The sequence below is a fragment of the Leisingera sp. ANG-S5 genome (assembly GCF_000813925.1).
Taxonomy (GTDB): domain Bacteria; phylum Pseudomonadota; class Alphaproteobacteria; order Rhodobacterales; family Rhodobacteraceae; genus Leisingera.
The window spans coordinates 257,536-272,853 of sequence record NZ_JWLH01000003.1 but is presented as its reverse complement, the minus strand read 5'-3'; the positions used below and the strand labels follow the sequence as shown (position 1 = coordinate 272,853).

The 15,318-nt window shown below is 63.2% G+C and carries 15 protein-coding genes; 8 read left to right on the top strand and 7 right to left on the bottom strand.

The genetic code is table 11. The features are described from left to right. Nucleotides 1-7 precede the first annotated feature (7 nt). The 3 genes from RA25_RS06045 to RA25_RS06035 form a co-directional block, all read right to left on the bottom strand. Nucleotides 8-559, bottom strand: a complete 552-nt coding sequence (locus RA25_RS06045; protein ID WP_039170714.1) for a CHAP domain-containing protein — start codon at nt 557-559, stop codon at nt 8-10. A gap of 166 nt (nt 560-725) precedes the next feature. Beyond that, nucleotides 726-1,184 (bottom strand): DNA polymerase III subunit chi, encoded by a 459-nt coding sequence (locus tag RA25_RS06040; RefSeq protein WP_039170711.1) that lies wholly within the window; start codon nt 1,182-1,184, stop codon nt 726-728. Nucleotides 1,185-1,190: 6 nt separating this feature from the next. Continuing rightward, a complete protein-coding gene (locus tag RA25_RS06035) occupies nt 1,191-2,666 on the bottom strand; it encodes a leucyl aminopeptidase (RefSeq protein ID WP_039170708.1) in 1,476 nt (491 codons plus the stop codon). A gap of 201 nt (nt 2,667-2,867) precedes the next feature. On the opposite strand from RA25_RS06035, the gene lptF reads away from it, so the two are divergent. The 7 genes from lptF (at nt 2,868) to RA25_RS06000 (ending at nt 11,205) form a co-directional block, all read left to right on the top strand. Next, nucleotides 2,868-3,995, top strand: coding sequence for an LPS export ABC transporter permease LptF (gene lptF / locus RA25_RS06030; RefSeq protein ID WP_019298531.1), 1,128 nt, complete (start codon nt 2,868-2,870; stop codon nt 3,993-3,995). Next, nucleotides 3,992-5,095: an LPS export ABC transporter permease LptG gene (gene lptG, locus RA25_RS06025; RefSeq protein ID WP_039145651.1), complete on the top strand. Its 1,104-nt coding sequence runs from the start codon at nt 3,992-3,994 to the stop codon at nt 5,093-5,095. The genes lptF and lptG overlap by 4 nt, the downstream gene beginning before the upstream one ends. After that, nucleotides 5,079-7,259 (top strand): LPS-assembly protein LptD, encoded by a 2,181-nt coding sequence (locus RA25_RS06020; RefSeq protein WP_193747965.1) that lies wholly within the window; start codon nt 5,079-5,081, stop codon nt 7,257-7,259. Before lptG ends, RA25_RS06020 begins: the two co-directional genes overlap by 17 nt. Beyond that, a complete protein-coding gene (locus RA25_RS06015) occupies nt 7,244-8,503 on the top strand; it encodes a peptidylprolyl isomerase (protein ID WP_019298534.1) in 1,260 nt (419 codons plus the stop codon). The genes RA25_RS06020 and RA25_RS06015 overlap by 16 nt, the downstream gene beginning before the upstream one ends. Continuing rightward, nucleotides 8,500-9,471: a 4-hydroxythreonine-4-phosphate dehydrogenase PdxA gene (gene pdxA, locus RA25_RS06010; protein ID WP_039170702.1), complete on the top strand. Its 972-nt coding sequence runs from the start codon at nt 8,500-8,502 to the stop codon at nt 9,469-9,471. The genes RA25_RS06015 and pdxA overlap by 4 nt, the downstream gene beginning before the upstream one ends. Before the next feature lie 84 nt (nt 9,472-9,555). After that, nucleotides 9,556-10,398, top strand: a complete 843-nt coding sequence (gene rsmA / locus RA25_RS06005) for a 16S rRNA (adenine(1518)-N(6)/adenine(1519)-N(6))-dimethyltransferase RsmA (protein WP_039145645.1) — start codon at nt 9,556-9,558, stop codon at nt 10,396-10,398. A 39-nt stretch (nt 10,399-10,437) separates the two neighbouring features. Next, nucleotides 10,438-11,205: a pyridoxine 5'-phosphate synthase gene (locus RA25_RS06000; RefSeq protein WP_039170700.1), complete on the top strand. Its 768-nt coding sequence runs from the start codon at nt 10,438-10,440 to the stop codon at nt 11,203-11,205. A gap of 80 nt (nt 11,206-11,285) precedes the next feature. On the opposite strand, the gene RA25_RS05995 is transcribed toward RA25_RS06000, so the two are convergent. From RA25_RS05995 to prfA, 3 genes are all read right to left on the bottom strand, one after another. Beyond that, entirely contained in the window at nt 11,286-11,963 is a 678-nt protein-coding gene (locus RA25_RS05995; RefSeq protein WP_019298538.1) for a DUF4167 domain-containing protein, read from the bottom strand. Between the two features lie 214 nt (nt 11,964-12,177). Beyond that, nucleotides 12,178-13,029, bottom strand: coding sequence for a peptide chain release factor N(5)-glutamine methyltransferase (gene prmC, locus RA25_RS05990; protein WP_193747161.1), 852 nt, complete (start codon nt 13,027-13,029; stop codon nt 12,178-12,180). Nucleotides 13,030-13,031: 2 nt separating this feature from the next. Beyond that, a complete protein-coding gene (prfA, locus tag RA25_RS05985) occupies nt 13,032-14,087 on the bottom strand; it encodes a peptide chain release factor 1 (RefSeq protein WP_039170698.1) in 1,056 nt (351 codons plus the stop codon). 60 nt (nt 14,088-14,147) lie between these two features. Here prfA and RA25_RS05980 point away from each other — a divergent pair, with 60 nt between their 5' ends. Beyond that, nucleotides 14,148-14,447, top strand: coding sequence for a hypothetical protein (locus RA25_RS05980; RefSeq protein ID WP_019298541.1), 300 nt, complete (start codon nt 14,148-14,150; stop codon nt 14,445-14,447). A gap of 203 nt (nt 14,448-14,650) precedes the next feature. Here the strand turns inward: RA25_RS05980 and RA25_RS23085 are convergent, their stop codons facing one another. Further along, the gene (locus RA25_RS23085; protein ID WP_082023043.1) at nt 14,651-15,064 is read right to left on the bottom strand and encodes a hypothetical protein; all 414 of its coding nucleotides are present in this window, start codon (nt 15,062-15,064) and stop codon (nt 14,651-14,653) included. Nucleotides 15,065-15,318: the final 254 nt, after the last annotated feature.

Genomic DNA, 15,318 nt, shown 5'->3' with positions numbered 1-15,318 from the left:
AGCGGCGTTACCCGTTGCCGGGTTCAGCCGTGATGAAACCTTTGACGGGGTAGACCCGTCCGAACGCGCCCGGGTTGCTTTCCAGCCGGACCGCGGACCAGTCGTTCTTTTCCGACACATCAACCACCGCCATGCCGAGCGAGATCCTATTGCGGTGCCAGTTGGCGTGATTGACCCGGATCCTGCGCGAATCCTCAACCTTGGAGACCACCGCGACATGCCCCAGCGGGTTGGAGCGGGTGGCGCTGAACGCCATCACGGCACCTGGTTCCGGCTGCTTGCTGCGGTTGTATTGCCCCGTGGCTTGCGCCCACCAGGTCTTTGCATTGCCAAAGATTTCGATTCCGCTGGCATTGCGGGCAAAGGGCACACACCAGACACGGCGGCCCTTGGACTGGAGGTACTGAACTTCCTGAACCGCATACTCCAGCCGCGCGGCCTCAGCCTCTGCCCGGCTGACGGATCCGTTCTGAACATCGCTGCAATTGGCCAGAAAAAGAAGGCCTGCGCCGGCAATAGGAAGCAGCCGCAGCCGCTTGACCACCTGTCGAAAAATCATCTGTCCCCCAGTGTCCTGGCCGTATTCCCGGTTGACCGGAATTTTGTGATGGAAGGGATAATGGGCGCGTGACGAAAAATCGAGAAATTGTTGCCCTTGCGAAACATTTCACACAAGCTATCGGCAAAATTCCGCCGACACCGGGGTGCGACAAACGGATATCCGCCTATTTCTCGGCCTTTTTTTCCCAGCGGCCGCTTTCCTCGGACCAGTACTGGGCGGAACAGCCCGCATCCGTCAGGGCCTTCCACTGGGTGCGCGCGTGCTGAACGGCCTCGGGGTCGGTGCCGTCAAACAGGATGCAGACCCGGCTCAGCGCCTGCACTTCCTCGGCACTGACGGCAGCGCCGTCCACCGCCATCACGCACTCAGGTCCGTTGGCAGCTTCCGGCCTTGCCGTCAGCAGGATGGGCTGCAGCGCGTCATGGGGGCCGCCCGCCAAGCCATGAGCCCGGAAACTCTCTTCGGGCCCCTGCCACAGGCGGTCATCCAGCCAGGCCATACGCTCCGGATCGCGCCCGCGCACCGCAATGCGCCAGCCCGCCCCGCGCGCCTTGTCAAGAAGGACCGGCAGGGTCTCCTCCAGCGGCCTTTGCGTCAGATGATAGAAATAGGCGGCTCCCATAACGGCTTATTCCGCCTCGAACTTATCCGCGACCAGCCGGTTCAGCGCCATCACACCCCAGCCGGTGGCCCCCTTGGGCGCATAGTCCGTGTCCTTGCTGACCGATGCCACGCCGGCGATATCCAGATGGATCCAGGGCATATCGTCTTTGATGAACCGCTGTAGGAACTGCGCCGCAGTAATGGAGCCCGCAGGGCGGCCGCCAACGTTCTTCATGTCGGCGATGCGGGATTTCAGCTGCTCGTCATAGGCTTTGCCCAGCGGCATCCGCCAGGCGCCCTCGTCCTCAGACTTGGCAGCCTTCAGGAAGGCATTGCACAGGTCATCATCATTGGAGAAGACACCGGCGTTTTCATGCCCCAGCCCGATGATGATCGCGCCGGTCAAGGTCGCCAGATCGATCACGCCCGCGGGCTTGAAGCGCTCCTGCGCGTACCAAAGCACGTCGCATAGCACCAAACGGCCCTCGGCGTCGGTGTTGATGATCTCGACGGTGTCGCCCTTCATCGACTTCACCACATCGCCCGGGCGGGCGGCGTTGCCCGACGGCATGTTTTCCACCAGCCCGACCAGGCCAACCACATTGGCCTTCGCCTTGCGCAGCGCCAGCGCCCGCATGGTGCCTGCCACCACACCGGCGCCGCCCATGTCCATGGTCATCTCTTCCATGCCCGCCGCCGGCTTGAGGGAGATACCGCCTGTGTCAAAAACAACGCCTTTGCCGACCAGAGCCAGCGGTGCGGCATCCTTGGCGCCGCCCTTCCATTGCATCACTGCCACCTTGGATGGGCTGTCGGAGCCTTGCCCGACGCTCAGCAGCGTGCGCATGCCCAGCTTTTCGAGGTCAGCCTCTTCCAGGATCTCGACCTCCAGGCCAATGTCCTTCATGTCTTCGATGCGGCGGGCAAATTCCGTGGTTGTCAGCACATTTGCGGGCTCATTGACCAGATCACGGGTCATATGAACGCCTTCAGCTACCGCCAGCAACGGCGCGCAGGCGGCTTCCAGATCCGCCGGAGCCTTGGAGGCGACCACCACTTCGCCTTCGGCCTTGTCGTCCTTCGGCGACTTGTGATTGTCGAAGGAATAGTCCCGCAGGGCCATACCCATTGTCAGATCCGCGGCTTTGTTCATGCTGCCAGCCATGACGGTCAACCGCTTGCCAGTAGCCCCCTTGACCAGCTTGGCGCCCGCCTGCCGCGCCTCCACCGGCGTCAGCTTGCGCGGCAGCACCAGCACGTCCAGCGCCTCGGCCTTCATGCCTGCGGGCCAGTTCAGTGAAATGACATCACCTGCCTTGGCCTTTTTGAACCCTTCGGAATCGATCAGCCGGGCAATGGCGCCCTTGGCCATCCGGTTGGCGCTGCGCGCGGCCTGATCCATGCTGCCTTCAGGGGTCACCAAGACCGCCACCCGGCCGGTCATCTCAGCCATTGCCTTGGGGTCGTATTCGGCAAAACGGATCGGGGTAAGGCTGCTCATTCTTGCGCGCTCCTGCTGAAAATCGTTTGGTTCTTGGCTCCAGAGGTATCCTGCAGAGCGGCGGTTGGAAAGACCCGGTTGCGCTGGCCGGAACTTGCGGTCCGCCGCCGATTGCCCGACGGGGCGAGAATGCAGTTTTCCCCGCCAATCAAATCCACTAAGGTCCGGCAAAATAACAATGGCAAGGTCTGGGGGGATCGGGTGTCACGCTACGACAGATATGTGCTGTCACAGTATCTGCTCTTCTTCGGCTTCTTTGCCTTGATTCTGGTGGCCGTGTTCTGGGTCAACCGGGCCGTTGTCCTGTTCGACACACTGATCGGCAACGGCCAGTCGGCGCTGGTGTTCTTGGAGTTCACTGCGCTCACCCTGCCGAACCTGATCCGCATGGTGCTGCCGATTGCCGCCTTTGGCGCTGCGGTCTGGGTCACCAACCGGCTGAACAGCGAAAGCGAACTGACTGTGCTGCGCGCCACCGGCACCAGCCCCTGGCAAATGGCGCGCCCGGCGCTGGCGTTCGGCGTTATCACCGCGCTGATGATGTCGGCACTGACCCATTACCTGCTGCCCGCCTCGATCAGCCAGCTTGAGGTGCGCGAAAGCGAGGTATCCCGCAACATCACCGCCAAGCTGCTGAGCGAGGGCGACTTTCTTCACCCTGCCGATGGCGTGACCTTCTACATCCGCCAGATCGACCCCGATGGCACCTTGAACGATGTATTCCTGTCGGACCGCCGCGATCCGGAGATGACGGTAACCTATACCGGCGCCCGTGCCTTTTTGGTGCGAGACGGCGCCAGCGCGCATCTGATCATGGTGGAGGGGATGGCGCAGCGGCTGGACCACAAAACACAGCGGCTTTCGACCACTTTCTTCTCAGATTTTTCCTACGATATCAGCTCACTCGCCCGCAAAGCTGAGAACCCGGCCCGCAATATCCGCGCCATTCCGAGCCTCGAGCTGATGACCAGCACCGCAGCGGTTACCAAAAGCGACGGCTATTCCGCCGGTGCTCAGGCCGAAGAGCTTCACCTGCGCTTTGCCCGCGCCCTGGTCTGCATCGCGGTGACGCTGATCGGCTTCTCCGCACTGATGCTGGGCACTTTCTCGCGCTTCGGGGTCTGGCGCCAAGCCTTCCTTGCCTTCGTCGTGCTGATCTTCATTGAAGGCCTGCGCGGCGTGGTCTCCGAACCGGTGCTGCAAGACCCCAGTTTGTGGCCGCTGATCTACCTGCCCACTCTGTTGGGGTTTGCAGTGGCACTGGTCTTTCTGATCCTGTCGGCCCGCCCGAAACGCATTCGTGGCCGGGCACCGGAGGCCGCGGCATGAAGCTGGACATTTACTACGCGCGCCGTTTTCTGCAGTGGTTCATGGTGATCGTTGCTGTCCTGATGACTTTGGTGGTGCTGATCGACCTGAACGAGCAGGTCCGCCGGTTCGAAGCGGTTGACCTCAGCCTTGCCCAGCTGGTTGGCCTGACGCTGCTGAACATTCCGGCAGCACTTAGCGAGTTTCTTCCGCTGATCATGATCCTCAGTACTATCGTGCTGTTTGTCGGCCTTGCCCGCAGCAGCGAGCTGGTGGTCACCCGTGCCATTGGCCGCTCCGGCATCCGGGCGCTTGCGGCGCCAGTGCTGATGGCCGCCGTAATCGGCGGCCTTGCGGTCACCATGCTGAACCCGATCGCAGCCGCCACTGCCAACCGCTATCAGGATCTGGCTGAGACGTACCACAACGGCGGCCCCTCGGCGCTGTCTCTCAGCGGTGAAGGTTTGTGGCTGCGCCAGGGCGGGCTGCGCGGCCAATCGGTTATTCATGCCAAGGGGTACAGCGGCGATGCCGCCGACATAACCCTGTTTGACGTGTCGATCCACGCCTACTCCAACGCCGGTGGTCCGGTCCGCCGCATCGTTGCCGACAGTGCGCGGCTGGACGGCACCAAATGGGTTCTGACCAATGCCAAGGCCTGGCCGCTGACGGCTGGCATCAACCCCGAAACCGGCGCCGCGCAGCATGACGAACTGCAACTGCCGACAACGCTGACAACCGACCGCATCCGGGACACACTGGGCACAGCCAGCGGCATCTCGATCTACGATCTGCCCTCCACCATTCGCGAGCTGTCCGCAGCAGGCTTCACCACCAAACGCTATGAAGTCCGCCTTCAGGCTGAATTGGCCCGGCCGCTGTTCCTGATCGCCATGGTGCTGGTCGGCGCGTCCTTCACCATGCGGCATGCCCGGTTTGGCGGCACCGGCCTTGCGGTGCTGATGGCCGTGCTGTTGGGATTCGGGCTTTATTTCATCCGCAATTTCGCGCAAATCCTTGGCGAGAACGGGCAAATACCGGTGGCCCTTGCCGCCTGGGCTCCCCCTGCCGCTGCGATACTATTGACCTTAGGACTGCTTCTCCATGCCGAAGACGGGTAATTTGCGCCGCGCCCTGCTGCTTTCTGCCGTGCTGCCCTGGCTGGTGCTGTCCCCCCCTGCCCTGCAGGCCCAGACTGCCGTGCCGCCGGATCCGGCCCAGCCCGCGATGCTGGTTGCAGACCAGGTTTTCATCACCCCGGACCGCACCCTCGTGGCCGAAGGCAATGTCGAAGCCTTTCAGGGCAACATCCGGCTCCGCGCCAAGAAGATCACCTTTGACCAGACCACAGGCACGCTGCAGATCGAAGGTCCGATCCGCATCGACCAGGACGGTGACATTACGATCCTGGCCAATGCCGCCGAGCTGGACCAGGATTTGCGCAATGGCCTCCTGACTGGGGCCCGCATGGTGTTCCAGCAGCAGCTGCAGCTGGCCTCGCTGCAGATGACACGGGTCAGCGGCCGCTATACGCAGCTTTACAAGACGGCTGTCACCTCCTGCCATGTCTGCGACGACGGCCGCCCGCCGCTTTGGCAGATCCGGGCAGAACGGGTGACCCACGACCAGCAGGAACGGCAGCTGTATTTCGAAAGTGCCCAGCTGCGGGTGCTGGATGTGCCAGTATTTTACTTCCCGGCAATCCGCCTGCCGGATCCTTCGCTGGAAAGGGCCAGCGGTTTTCTGGTTCCTTCGGTGCGCTCCACTTCGAACCTCGGAACCGGGCTGAAAATTCCCTACTTTTTCACCCTCGGTCCGCACAAGGATCTGACCGTGGCGCCTTATATCTCGTCCAGAACGCGAACACTGGACTTGCGCTACCGCCAAGCCTTCCGTCGCGGCCGGATTGAGTTCAATGGCGCCTACACCCGGGACGATCTGTATCCGGATCAGGACCGCGGCTATATCTTCGGCGAAGGCCAGTTCGACTTGCCGCGCGACTACCGCTTCACCTTCGACGTCAAAGCGGTCTCAGATGATGCCTATCTCGAAGACTACGGCCTGCCGGACCTTGACCGCCTGCGCTCGCGGGCAGAGCTTGCCCGGATCCGCCGCGACAGCCTGTTCCGCACGTCGCTGACCCACTACAAGACCCTGCGTGACAGCGAAGTCCAAAGCGATATCCCTTCCGGCATCGCAGAGGCCTTTTACCAGAAGCGGTATTTCCCTGCCCTGACCGGCGGTGAAATGCGCCTTACACTTCAAGGCCACGGCCATCACCGCAGCTCCAGCATTGAGGCCACCGCGACCGACGCCAACGGCCGCGACCTTGCCCGGCTTTCGGCTGACCTCAGCTGGCACCGGACCTGGAAATTCGGCTACGGCATTCTGGCAGAGGCGGAGCTTGGCGCCGCGGCGGATGCTTTCCGGGCCTATGATGACTCCTTTTTCACAGAGGATGTCACCCGTCTGACCCCCCGCGGAGCGATGACCTTCCGTTTGCCGATGACCCGGCGTGAAGCCAGCGGCGCGACCCAGTACCTGGAACCGATCCTGCAGCTGGGCTGGCGCGATGAAGGCGGCGGTGATGTCGTCAGTGAAGAAAGCCGGTTCGTCGAATTCGATCAGGGCAACCTGCTGTCACTGTCCCGTTTTCCGTCGACCGATGCGCGTGAGGACGGGTTCACCCTGGTCTATGGCACCAACTGGGCGCGCTATTCCCCGAACGGCTGGCAGGCTTATGCCACGATCGGCCAGGTGCTGCGCAGTGAGGACGACACCCGTTTCACCAAAAGCTCGGGCCTCAGCGGCACTTCTTCCGACCTTCTGCTGGCCGGGCAGATCAAATTCGGCGACGGGCTGGCCCTCTCCAGCCGCGGGCTGCTGAACGGCTCGCTGAACTTCTCCAAGGCCGAAGTCCGCGGCGAGTGGCACACACACCGCTCCAGCCTGTCCGGCACCTACTTGTGGCTGGGCACCGATCCGGACGAGGACCGGGTAGAGGAAAGTTCGGAAATCTGGGTCGACGGGCGCTATGATATCAACCCCAGCTGGTCCGCCAGCGCCCGGCTGCGCTATGACATTGCCGGCGCCCGCGCCACTCGCGCAGGCCTCGGCGTGGCCTATCAGAATGAATGCGTAACGGTCGACCTTTCGGTCAACCGGCGCTATACCTCAACAACAAGTGTTGAGCCGACAACGGATTTCGGCTTTACCATCTCCCTCAGCGGTTTCTCCGTGAAGAGCGGCAACAAACAGTACAGGCGGTCATGCAGCAAGACGTGAATACCCGGTTCCCGGCTCCCTTCTTTTCCCGTGCTCTCAAATCCGCAGCCGCGCTGGCGCTGGCCGCGGGTCTTTCGCTGACCGGCCTGCCGGCAGCGGCGCAGAACCTCTTTGCCCCCGCAATTACAGTGAATGACGAGGTCATCACCCGCTACGAGCTGGAGCAGCGCGCCCGCTTTCAGTCGGCACTGCGGGTGCCGGGCGACCCGCTGGAGACCGCCCGCGAGGAGTTGATCAACGACCGGCTCAAGCTGGACGTGCTGAAGCAGGCAGGGATTGAACTGTCCGATGAGGATGTCACCGCCGGCATGGAAGAACTGGCGGGCCGCGCCAACCTGTCGCTGAATGAGTTCCTGACAGCCTTGCAGCAGCAGGGTGTTGCGCCGCAAACGCTGCGCGACTTCACTGAGGTCGGACTGGGCTGGCGTGAATACACCCGCGCCCGCTTCCTGTCCCGGGCCCGCCCCACGCCGGAAGAGATCGACCGCGCTATGGGCAGCGCAGGCACCGGCAGCGTCCAGGTGCTTCTGAGCGAGTTCATTGTCCCGATCAACGAGCAGAACGCCGCCCAGGTCGAGGAGTTGATCGAACAGGTGGCAAGGCTCAAGAGCTATGACAGCTTTTCTGCAGCTGCCGCTCAATACTCCGCCGCGGCCAGCCGCAACGAAGGCGGCCGCCTGCCCTGGATGCCGCTGACCAAACTGCCGCCGCAACTGCAGGAAGTCGTGCTGGCCCTGAAACCGGGCGAAATTTCAGAACCTCTGCCGCTGCAGAACGCCGTGGCGCTGTTCCAGATGCGCGGCGTCCGCGAGGTCGAAGGCGCCGCACCGCGTTACACCGCAATTGAATACGCCGCCTACTACCTGCCAGGCGGGCGCACACCCGAAGGGCTGGCAGCCGCGCAGAAGGTTGTGAACAATGTCGACACCTGCGAGGACTTCTATGGCCTCGCTCAGGGCCAGGATCCCTCTGTGCTGGAGATCCAAAGCCTGCCGCCTGCCGACATTCCCCGCGACATCGCGCTGGAACTGGCCAAGCTTGATCCCAGCGAGACCTCGACTGCGCTGACCCGCAACAATGGCCAGACCCTGATGGTGCTGATGCTCTGCGGCCGCACTGCCGACCTTGGCGAAGGCGCCAACCGCGAAACCGTGGCTAACGCGCTTACCGCGCAGCGGATGACTTCGCTGACCGACAGCTTCCTGGAACAACTGCGGTCGGATGCGCGGATTGATATCAAATGAGCCTGTCCGGGCCTATTGCCCTCAGCTGCGGAGAGCCCGCAGGCATCGGCCCGGAAATCGCCGTCAAGGCTTGGCAGGCGCTGCGGGACAGCTGTCCGTTCTTCTGGATCGGTGATCCCCGCCACCTGCCCTCCGGCACACCCGTCCGGGAAATATCCTCCCCGTCCGAGGCCGCTGCAGCCAGTGCCGGCAGCTTTCCGGTTCTGCCCAAGGCCTTCGGCGGCAGTGCTGCCAAAGGCACCGCGGACCCGGCCAATGCTGCAGGCGTCATCCAATCCATTGAGACCGCGGTGAAGCTGGTCCAGAGTGGTGAAGCCGCCGCCGTTTGCACAGCCCCCATTCACAAGAAGGCACTGATCGACGGCGCAGGCTTTGCCTATCCCGGGCACACCGAATTCCTCGCCGCTTTGGCGGGCCGCAGCCGGGTGGTGATGATGCTCGCCAGCGAGCAGTTGCGGGTGGTGCCGGCAACCATCCACATCGCCTTGTCGGACGTGCCGGCCTTGCTGACCCCGGAAACGTTGCGTGAAACGATCGAGATCACAGCTGCCGGCCTGCAAAGCCAGTTCGGTATTGCCTCCCCGCGCATCGCTGTCGCGGGCCTCAACCCGCACGCAGGCGAAGGCGGCGCCATGGGCCGCGAGGAACTGGACTGGATCAACGGTCTGATCGCGCAGTTGCAAAGTGAGGGCCTGAACGTCACCGGCCCCCATCCGGCCGACACCATGTTCCACGCCGCCGCCCGCTCCCGCTATGACGCGGCGGTCTGCATGTATCACGATCAGGCATTGATCCCGATCAAGACGCTGGATTTCGACCGCGGCGTCAATGTGACTCTGGGGCTGCCCTTTATCCGCACTTCACCAGATCACGGCACCGCATTCGACATCGCGGGCACCGGACAGGCCAACCCCTCCAGTCTGATTGAGGCGCTGAAGCTGGCGCAGGCCATGGCCGCCAGCACTTGATTCTTCCCGTTACCGGAAATATCCCCGCCGGAGGCATGAAAATTTTGGCGCGCGCCGTGCGCCCAGTCCCAAGGTCCAGATGATATGAGCGCTATCGACAGCCTGCCCCCCTTGCGCGAAGTGATCGCCACGCATCAGCTGTCGGCCCGCAAGTCGCTGGGCCAGAACTTTTTGCTGGATCTGAACCTCACCGCCAAGATCGCGCGGCAGGCCGGCGATCTGACTGGCTGCGACGTGCTGGAAATCGGCCCCGGCCCCGGTGGCCTGACCCGCGGATTACTGGCCGAAGGAGCCCGCCGCGTGCTGGCGGTCGAGAAGGACCAGCGCTGCCTGCCCGCCCTGCAGGAGATCGCAGAGGCGTATCCAGGCCGCTTTGACGTGATCAACGGCGACGCGCTGGAGATCGACCCGCTTGAGCACCTCACCCCGCCGATCCGCATCGCCGCAAACCTGCCCTACAACGTCGGCACCGAACTGCTGGTGCGCTGGCTGACGCCCAAGGACTGGCCGCCGTTCTGGCAGAGCCTCACCTTGATGTTCCAGCGCGAGGTTGCCGAGCGCATCGTGGCGCAGCCCGGCTCCAAGGCCTATGGCCGTCTGGCGATCCTGGCTCAGTGGCGGGCGGATGCGCGTATCGTGCTATCGCTCCCGCCAGGCGCCTTCACCCCCCCGCCCAAGGTCTCCAGCGCCGTCGTGCATCTGGACGCCCTGCCCGAGCCGCGCTTCCCGGCGGATGCCGCCATCCTGTCGCGGGTCGTGGCGGCCGCCTTCAACCAGCGCCGCAAGATGCTGCGCGCCTCGCTCAAGGGCATCTCACCTGATATCGAAGCACATCTGACCGCGGCCGGGATCCCGCCCACCGAGCGCGCCGAACAGGTGAGCCTCGAGGCCTTCTGCACCTTGGCGCGCGAAGTCGCCAAGGCCTAACCCTCTTTTCCAGATATACTGCCGGAGCCCGATTTTCAGATGACCCAAGCCGTTGCCGCGCGCCCGACCCTCCTGTCTGTGAACGTCAATGCGGTCGCCTACCTGCGCAACAGACGCGAAGTGCCCTGGCCGGACCTGATCGACATCTCCCGCGCTATCCTGCAGGCCGGTGCCCACGGCATCACCGTGCACCCGCGCCCGGATGAGCGGCACATCCGCTTTTCCGATCTGCCTGCCCTGTCCCGCCTGATCGCCGAGGAGTTCCCCCAGGCCGAGTTCAACATCGAGGGATACCCAACCAGGCATTTCATCGACCTGGTGCTGGAAAACAAACCCCATCAAGTAACGCTGGTCCCTGACACACCGGAGCAATCCACCTCCGACCATGGCTGGGATTTTGCCGCCGATGGCGAGATGCTCCTGCCCATTGCGGAGGAGTTCAAGGCGGCCGGCATCCGGGTTTCCTACTTTGTGGACGCAAACCTCGCTGATCCGGCGCTCGCGCAGCAGGCAGGCGCCGACCGGATCGAATTCTACACTGGCCCCTACGCGGACCAGACTGACCCCGATGCCACCATCCGCGAATTGGATATGATCCGGGATACCGCGAACGAGGCCCGCGCCCTTGGCAATCTGATGATGAATGCAGGCCACGACCTAACCGTCGAGAATTTGCCCGGCCTGCGCCAGGCCATTCCCGATCTGGCCGAGGTCTCCATCGGCCATGGCCTGACAGCAGATGCGCTGATGCTGGGCTTCCCGGAGGCCGTCCGCCGCTACCTGCGTGTGCTGGGCCACGACGCCTGAACAGCCAGCCGAAAATTCCGCAAAAGAAAACCCCCGAAGCACTCAGCTTCGGGGGTTTTGCTTTTCTGACCGCTACCGAATTACTCAGCAGCTTCCGCAGGGCCATCCTCGGCCTTCGGCTTGGGCTTAGCACGGGGGCGGCCTGGTTTCTTCGGCGCCGGGGCGTCACCGCCTTCGCCTGCAGCTTCTGCCCCCTCAGCCTTGGCTGCGGGCTTGCGGGTGCGGGGTTTGCGGGCCGGCGCCTTCTTCGGCGCAGCCTCTTCAGCCCCCTCAGCCGGTGCCGCACTCTGGCTCTCCGGCGTTTCAACCAACCCGCTGTCCTGGCCATTGCCATTGTCGCCGCGCGGGTCAATCACCTCGGGCTGCGGCGCGCTGGCCGGGTCGCTGTCTGCCGCGGCAGAGGCCGCAGCCTCGCGCTCCTGGCGTTCCAGCCGCTCCGCCCGCTCGCGGTCGCGCTCTGCCTGGCGCTCGCGGTTCTGGCGTTCCTGTTCCTCGCGGCGCGCTTCGATCTCGCGCTGCGCCTCGTTCAGCATCCGCAGGTAATGCTCTGCATGCTGCTGGAAATTTTCTGCTGCAACGCGGTCATTGCTCAGCTGCGCATCGCGGGCCAGCTGATTGTACTTGTCGATGATCTGCTGCGGGGTTCCGCGCACCTTGCCTTCGGGACCGGAGCTGTCGAACACCCGGTTGACCACATTGGCGCCATTCGGGCGGTTCCGGTTCGACTTGGAGCGTGAACGTGATTTGGACGATCTCATATGCCTATCATAAGCCTTGAGTTAATGCGCCGTTGACCCTATGCAGCGCGCCTCAGCGCCGGATCGTTAGCTTTTTTGGGCTTGATGCCGCGGGAATGCTCGAGAAGCGTTCACCTCTATACGGCTCATCTTGAGTAACCATGTTCCGAAGCCCCAGACAAGGGGGCCAAAAGGATTTTCTGTGTTTTTTCGACCGAATCTGCGGAATTTCGCGCTAAAATCCGCGATTTGAGGAGGAATGCGCCCGCACCACCCGGTCGCGCCCGTCCAGGTCCTGCAGCACTGCAATGCCGCTGAACCCGGCAGTTTCCAGCAGCGCGCTGACCGCCTGGCCCTGGGTTGGGCCGATTTCAAGCAGTATCCGGCCGCCCTCTGCCAGATGCGCCGCCGCCTTTGCAGCTATCTGCCGGTAGGCGCCCAATCCGTCGCCGCCATCGGTCAAAGCGATTCCTGGCTCATGCCCGCGCACCTCCGCGGATAGCCCCTCCATCTCGTCCAGCGCGATATAAGGCGGGTTCGACACGATCAGGTCAAACTGCCCCTCGACCTTTTCGAACCAGTCCGATTGCTGGATATCGGCGCGCGCCTCGACCCGGTGCAGAACCGCGTTGGCACTGGCCTGCAAGCAGGCTGCCTCGCTGATGTCCACCCCCAGCCCGGTGGCCTCTTGCCGTTCCGCCAGCAGAGTCACCAGGATGCAGCCGGAGCCGACACCCAGGTCCAGCACCCGCGCGTAAGGTTCCGCCAGCGCTGCCTCGATCAGAATCTCGGTCTCCGGCCGCGGGTCCAGAACATCCCGCGAGACCTTGAACCGGCGCCCGTAAAACTCCCGCTCGCCGATCAGATGCGAAACCGGCACCCGCACCGCCCGCAGTGAAATCAGCTGCTCATAGCGTTCGGCGATTTCCGGCGCCAATTCCTCCGGTGCGATCAGCGTCACCCGGCTGGCCTCGATGCGCGCGGCATGCGCCAGCAGCACCCGCGCATCGCGTGCCGGATCCTGCACCCCCGCAGCCCGGAGCTTGGCTGTTGCTGCTGCCATTGCCTGTGCCGCGGTTTCTGCCATGCTCACTGCCCCATCTCGGCCAGAAGCCGCGCCTGATTGTCCGCGGTCAGCGCGTCGATGATCTCCTCCAGATCGCCGCCCATCACCTGATCCAGCTTGTAGAGCGTCAGGTTGATACGGTGGTCGGTCATGCGCCCCTGAGGGAAGTTATAGGTGCGGATGCGTTCGGACCGGTCGCCGGAGCCGACCTGGCTCGCGCGGTCGGCTGACCGCTCACTGTCGATCCGCTGGCGTTCCAGATCATAGAGCCGCGTTTTCAGCACCTGCATGGCAATCTCGCGGTTCCGGTGCTGGGACTTCTCCGAAGAGGTCACAATCAGGCCGGTCGGCAGGTGGGTGATCCGCACGGCAGAGTCGGTGGTATTCACGTGCTGCCCGCCGGCCCCCGACGCGCGCATGGTGTCGATGCGGATGTCATTCGGGTCGATATGGATATCCACATCCTCCGCTTCCGGCAGTACCGCCACGGTGGCGGCAGAGGTATGGATGCGCCCGCCGCTTTCGGTCGTTGGCACCCGCTGCACCCGGTGCACGCCGGATTCGTATTTCAAGCGGGCAAAGACATTGTCACCCTTGATATGTGCCACCACTTCCTTGATGCCGCCCAGCTCGGTTGCCTGTTCCTCAATGATGTCGAACTTCCAGCCCTGCCCCTCGGCATAACGCTGGTACATTCGCAACAGATCGCCGGCAAACAGCGCCGCCTCGTCACCGCCGGTGCCAGGGCGGATTTCCAGCATCGCCGGACGGCCATCGGCCGCATCCTTGGGCAGCAAGGCGAGCTGCAGCGCGTGCTCAGCCTCCGGGATCGCGGCCTTCAGCTCCGGGAGCTCCTCGGCAGCCAAGTCCTTCATGTCCGGGTCCGCCAGCATCGCTTCCGCCTCTTCCAGATCGCTCAGCAGCTTACGGTAGGCCGTCACCTGTTCCACCACCGGGCGCAGGTCGGAGTATTCCTTAGCCAGCGCGGCAATATCCCCGCCCCCGGCGCCATCCGCCATCGCGGCTTCAAGATACTGAAACCGCTGCAGGATCTGTTCCAGCCGTTCTTCGGGAACCATGAGCGCGCCTATTGTTGTTCATGTTTTGGCCAAGTGACCCCCATGTGATATGCTAGAGCCATGCGACATGCCAGAGCCCTTATTGCCACAATCCTTCTCACCTTGCCCGGCCTGGGGCTGGCGGATGTGAAGGGTCCGGGCGGCAAGACCATCGACTGCTACTGCACTGACAAATCCGGCTCCCGCGTGGAGCTGGGAGAGCTGCGCTGCCTGCAAGTGGACGGCCGCATGTTCATGGCGCAATGCCAGATGTCCCTGAACGTGCCGATGTGGCGCGAGGTGCAAAGCAGCTGCCTGTCGGCGTCGCTGGGGGATGAGCCCGGTTCTTCAGCAGCTCCGTCAGAGCTCCCGAAGATCTAAGCCGCAGCCGCTGGGGTGCAACCTCTGCTACACAGTGAAAGCACCTTTGCCGCGAGCAGCTGCGCGGGAATTCTCTCCCCACAGGGCCTGCAACCGCGCTTGGAGCAACAAGGCTGCCCAAGACGGGTTTGAAGGTCGAAGACCAGTATCCGTGACCTTGCTTTGCGCGCGCTGCACTTCACCCTCAATTGACACCAGCCCGATCAATCCACAAAGGGAGTAGAACCGTCCCACCCTGCACTGTTGCCTGCCGGCGTCGCGACCGGCGCCGCTGGCGCGGCTGGGGTGGTCTGGGCGGCCACAACATAGTTCTGACCTGCGTCTGCAGCAGACACGCTATATTCTCCGGATGCGCAAGCGCCTGAAAAAATCTTGTAGTCAGGGGCAGTTGGCAACACTCTGACACTGAAGCCCGTAACAGGACCGCCGCCGCATATCTGATTGACGGCATATGTCCTGATCTCCTGTGCCGTCCAACCTGAACCCGCACTTCCGCTGAAACGGCCATTCCCGTCGTTGTCGAATTGCAGCTCATTGCTGGCAGGCGCTCCACCGCAGGCAGCAAACAGCGCGCAACAAGCAAGAGACAGCACGAGTTTCGTGAATCTAGGGGTCATGAAATTCTCTCCATTTTCAAGTCGGCACTGTTGCTCAGCGCCTAAAAATCTTTTCTGAACAAGGCCATGCAGACCACAATCAACAATCACAGAACCGGGTCAAGGGTGGCGCAGCCACCGCGCCAGCGCGGCTTGCCCTTGACGCGGCATCAGCAAACACATTTGAATCGGTGCCTTCAGGGGCAGCCCTGCCCCTGAAACGCTTCTCATCAAATTGAAATGGCTCATCGGTCCGCGGCCGATGAGCCTGTACC

Excerpts from the sequence above, each read along its gene's own strand:
- prfA (WP_039170698.1), bottom strand. The coding sequence starts at position 14,087 with ATGGTTCCCGAAGAACGGCTGGAACAGATCCTGCAGCGGTTTCAGTAT.
- RA25_RS06015 (WP_019298534.1), top strand. The coding sequence starts at position 7,244 with ATGCAGCAAGACGTGAATACCCGGTTCCCGGCTCCCTTCTTTTCCCGT.
- RA25_RS05980 (WP_019298541.1), top strand. The coding sequence starts at position 14,148 with ATGCGACATGCCAGAGCCCTTATTGCCACAATCCTTCTCACCTTGCCC.
- RA25_RS23085 (WP_082023043.1), bottom strand. The coding sequence starts at position 15,064 with ATGACCCCTAGATTCACGAAACTCGTGCTGTCTCTTGCTTGTTGCGCG.
- RA25_RS05995 (WP_019298538.1), bottom strand. The coding sequence starts at position 11,963 with ATGAGATCGTCCAAATCACGTTCACGCTCCAAGTCGAACCGGAACCGC.
- RA25_RS06000 (WP_039170700.1), top strand. The coding sequence starts at position 10,438 with ATGACCCAAGCCGTTGCCGCGCGCCCGACCCTCCTGTCTGTGAACGTC.
- lptG (WP_039145651.1), top strand. The coding sequence starts at position 3,992 with ATGAAGCTGGACATTTACTACGCGCGCCGTTTTCTGCAGTGGTTCATG.
- prmC (WP_193747161.1), bottom strand. The coding sequence starts at position 13,029 with ATGGCAGAAACCGCGGCACAGGCAATGGCAGCAGCAACAGCCAAGCTC.
- pdxA (WP_039170702.1), top strand. The coding sequence starts at position 8,500 with ATGAGCCTGTCCGGGCCTATTGCCCTCAGCTGCGGAGAGCCCGCAGGC.
- rsmA (WP_039145645.1), top strand. The coding sequence starts at position 9,556 with ATGAGCGCTATCGACAGCCTGCCCCCCTTGCGCGAAGTGATCGCCACG.
- RA25_RS06035 (WP_039170708.1), bottom strand. The coding sequence starts at position 2,666 with ATGAGCAGCCTTACCCCGATCCGTTTTGCCGAATACGACCCCAAGGCA.
- RA25_RS06045 (WP_039170714.1), bottom strand. The coding sequence starts at position 559 with ATGATTTTTCGACAGGTGGTCAAGCGGCTGCGGCTGCTTCCTATTGCC.
- RA25_RS06020 (WP_193747965.1), top strand. The coding sequence starts at position 5,079 with ATGCCGAAGACGGGTAATTTGCGCCGCGCCCTGCTGCTTTCTGCCGTG.
- RA25_RS06040 (WP_039170711.1), bottom strand. The coding sequence starts at position 1,184 with ATGGGAGCCGCCTATTTCTATCATCTGACGCAAAGGCCGCTGGAGGAG.